This is a genomic window from Streptomyces sp. NPDC090798, assembly GCF_044768965.1.
Lineage (GTDB): Bacteria > Actinomycetota > Actinomycetes > Streptomycetales > Streptomycetaceae > Streptomyces.
The window spans coordinates 1-3,593 of record NZ_JBIVXA010000058.1 but is presented as its reverse complement, the minus strand read 5'-3'; the positions used below and the strand labels follow the sequence as shown (position 1 = coordinate 3,593).

4 protein-coding genes and 1 pseudogene are annotated in these 3,593 nt (G+C 68.5%); all 5 read right to left on the bottom strand.

What is annotated here, in order from left to right:
• A partial coding sequence (locus tag ACIQTP_RS46905; RefSeq protein ID WP_402053093.1) for a transposase family protein occupies window positions 1-427 on the bottom strand: 427 nt, incomplete at its 3' end.
• Window positions 428-629: 202 nt separating this feature from the next.
• Window positions 630-1,364: a hypothetical protein gene (locus ACIQTP_RS46900; RefSeq protein WP_402053095.1), complete on the bottom strand. Its 735-nt coding sequence runs from the start codon at window positions 1,362-1,364 to the stop codon at window positions 630-632.
• Window positions 1,361-1,927, bottom strand: a complete 567-nt coding sequence (locus ACIQTP_RS46895; RefSeq protein WP_403412364.1) for a SigE family RNA polymerase sigma factor — start codon at window positions 1,925-1,927, stop codon at window positions 1,361-1,363. Before ACIQTP_RS46895 ends, ACIQTP_RS46900 begins: the two co-directional genes overlap by 4 nt.
• A 102-nt stretch (window positions 1,928-2,029) precedes the next feature.
• Entirely contained in the window at window positions 2,030-3,172 is a 1,143-nt protein-coding gene (locus tag ACIQTP_RS46890) for an IS4 family transposase (RefSeq protein WP_403412361.1), read from the bottom strand.
• A 32-nt stretch (window positions 3,173-3,204) separates the two neighbouring features.
• Window positions 3,205-3,297 (bottom strand): annotated as a pseudogene (locus tag ACIQTP_RS46885) (transposase domain-containing protein); the annotation flags it as partial.
• Window positions 3,298-3,593 lie beyond the last annotated feature (296 nt).

Below are 3,593 nucleotides of genomic sequence, written 5' to 3'. Positions count from 1 at the left end.
TGCCGTCCACAGCCAGCGCGTGCAGTCCGGTTGTCCGCGGACGGCGGTCCGCGAGCCAGCGCCCGACCGCCCGGTCCAGGGCGTCGCCGTCGATCCGGGCGAGCAGTCGACGAATCGCGGACTCCGAGGGCAGTTGCCGCAAGGGCAGTACCGGGTCGGGGCGGATACCGAGCTGCCCGAGTGCGTGGGCCGGCGCGTCGGCGATCCACTCGCCCACCGCCAGCAGCGAGGTCGCCCCGGCCAGCACCGCGCAGGCAGTCAGGGCCAAGACGACAGCCAGGCCATGCCGCACGCCGCGCGGATCACGCGGGTCCGGCACCTCAGCCAGCCGCTCCAGCAGGCCCGGCACCTCTCCGGAGCCGACCTGCGGCTGATCACGGAGCTGGTCGAGAGCGGGCGGGATCGGCGATGATGCACAGGCAGGCACGGGCTTCCAGTCGAATCACGGGACGTCGAGCACTCCATGATCTTGGAGACCGTGCCTGCTTCCGTTCCCCAGCGCCAGCCAACCGACACACCGTCAAGAACCGGACGTCATCCGACTACGCTGAATCCCTGTCCCTGCAGTCGCCAGCGATCGTTGTTCGGTCGCGACGGCGTCCTGCGGCGGTCACGCGGGGGCGGAGCGGTCAGTCCGTCGCCATGCAGTTGGGGACTCCGTCGTTCGGCTTCGGGGTCGGGGCGTCGATCGCGAAGAACCTGTTGTCGGTGCCGGCGATCGTCTGCAGTTGGGGCGTGGCCTTGTGCCCGTCGTCCCAGGTGCACGTGACGGCGTGGACTGCGGGTCCGGCCATTCCGGTGACGTACCAGTGGGTGCCGGTCGGGGTGAACTTGCCCCAGCTGGTCTCGACGTTGCGGTCTCCTGTTGCGGTCAACGCATCGTCAGTCACGAACACGCGCCTGTCGCCGATGTTCAGGTTGGCGAAGAACCAGCCTGTGTGAACGAGCTGCGGCCCCCCTTCGCCGCCGGCGCGCTGGGGGTCCGGGTATTCGGCCTTCTGCGTCGCTTTCCACTCGCGGGCCGCTGCGTCAGCGTTGGCGGCGCGCTGCCAGATGTCGATGCTGAGGGTCCAGGGCTTCCCGTCGACCACCCCGGTAGCGATGACCTGCGTGATGGGTCGGATCGTCGCGTCCGGTGCTGCGGCGATCGATGCCGTCCCGGAGTCTGTGTGCGGGAAGACCGACGTCAGTATCCCGGCCGTGCACGCGACGGCCAGTGCGACGGCGACCGCCTCCGCTGCTCGGCGCCTGGTCCTGCGTCGCGTGCCGCCTGCAACGATCGCCTCGACGGGCGCGTGCTTGATCTGCACGCCTTGCGTGGCGTTGGCGAGCAGCTCGGAGATGTCGGTGCCTGTATCCGTCATGACGTTAGCCCTTCGTGCATGGGGGGACTGGTGTCCGTGCTGGCGCGGGTCAGCCCGACGGCGGACCGGAGCCGGGTGATTCCTCTGGCTGCGTTGCTCTTCACGGTGCCGACCGAGCACCCCATCGCGGCGGCGGCCTGCGTTTCGCTCAGGTCCTCCCAGTAGCGCAGTACGACGGCCTGTCTCTGACGCAGGGGCAGTTGGGCCAGCGCCGCAAGCAGGTCGGCGCGCTCGACGGCCTGTGCCATTTTGTCGCCGCGCTCTGGCAGGTCGTGCTCGTGAGCGGGGTCATCGCTTCGGGACAGGTACTCCTTGATCCCTCTGCGGTACCTGCGCGCGTGTGCGTTGACCATGATGCGTCGCACGTAGGCGTCCGGGTCCTGGGCCAGCGACACCTTCCGCCACGCCACGAACGTCCGCTCCAGGCATGCTTGTACGAGGTCTTCTGCTGCGTACAGCTCTCCTGTCAGGAGATACGAGGTCCGCATGAGTCGGGACCATCGCCCTATGACGAACGCTTGGAAATCCTCGGATTCTCCGCCAGCTCCTGCTGTGCCTCTCATGGCTCACCTCCTCACACCACAGAGTCCACGGCCACGGCAAACCGTTGCATGATGCTGCGGCCTGCGGTCGACGCCGGGACCCTTTGGCGCAAGGCCATGAAGTTATGGGCTGTTGGGTGCTGTCAACAGGATGTCGATGCTGATGGTGGCTTTGTAGGTGCGTCGGTCGATGCGCAGGCTTTTGTAGGCGTATCGGGACAGTGGTCGCTTGACGGCGCGGGGACTGACGCGGAGTCGGCGTGCTGTCATCGGCTGGTTCAGGACGGCTCGTCCGATGCTTCCGACGAGGTCGACGATGGTGTCGGCGATCACGCCTGCGGCTTGGATGACCTGGTCGCGGGCGGTCTGGAGAGCGATGCTGAAGCTGGCCCGGTCAGGGTCCGCGTCGGGGAGGGCCGCGGTGGCGTCGGCGATGGCGATCCTGATCAGCTGGTAGGCGGTCAGCAGCGCGTAGACCTCCTGGGCAATACCGGACATGGTCCGGGCGCGCAGGACCCGGCGCCCGAGCATGGACTTCTTGATCGCGAAGAAGGCGGACTCCACTTCCCACCGCTCGTGATACTGCTTGACCAGCTCGAATGCCGGGTAGCGGCGGTGGTCGAGCAGGGTGGTGGCCAGCCGGTAGACGCCGGTGGTGCGCCCGGCGGTGGTGGCGATGGTGATCTCGCACTCGATGACGCGGACCTCCAGCCGGCCGATCCTGGACAGGAACGAGCCGTCCTCGTAGCGGTGCAGGACCAGTGGTTTGCGGGTGGCGGACAGCCGGGCGAGGAACGCGGCGCCGGTGTCCGCGACCGTGGTCAGGAAGGCGTTGGAGGACAAGCCGCGGTCCAGCAGGACGATCATGCCCTCGTGCAGGGAGCGGGCCAGGCGCTTGCCGTGGGTGGTCTCGCCGCTGGTGCGCGGGCCGAAGACCGCGTCGATCACGGCCCGGGTGCCGCAGGCGACCAGGGTGACCAGGCAGATCTGCGGATAGCCCGACGTGGCGTACTGGTTGGAGCCTTTGCCCAGGTGAGCCCGGGTGACGGGACCGTCGGGGACGTCGAGGTAGGTGCCGTCGACGGCGACGACCAGCAGACCCACCCAGCGGGCCCCGGTGGTACGGACCGCGCTCGCCGGGCCGCGCAGCAGGTCGAACAGGGCCCGCACGGGGCCAACACCGAGCCGGGCGCGGGCGTGCCACAGTGCCGTGGCGGTGACCTTCGGGACCGGCAGGCAGTGCAGTGCGGAGTCAGCCTGGCCCACACGGCCGGATAGCCGCACTCCTCGAACAGAGCGGCGGCCAGGAGGAGGTAGACGACCACCCGGGCCGGGAGTTTCCGCAACCGCTGCTGGACGGCCCCGCACTCGGGCAGGACGGCGTCGACCATCTCGAACGGGACGATCTGCGTCAGCTCGCCCAGGTGACCCGGAGCGAAAAGACCGTCGGCTACCGCGATCTCGCGGCTGATGACACACTGACCCGACAGCGGAGCCTCCGGTGCTGTGAACGGCTTGTCTTGGCGGACCAGCCAGTTCTACCGGGGCTCCGCTTCCCGCATCCGGCGTTCCTCCAGATCAGACCCACTTGCAGCCACGGACCCGACCCATAACTTCATGGCCTTGCCCTTTGGCGCGGAAGTCGGCAGGCAAGGCGTCCAGGCGGGTCAGGAGCTGCGGATTTGAG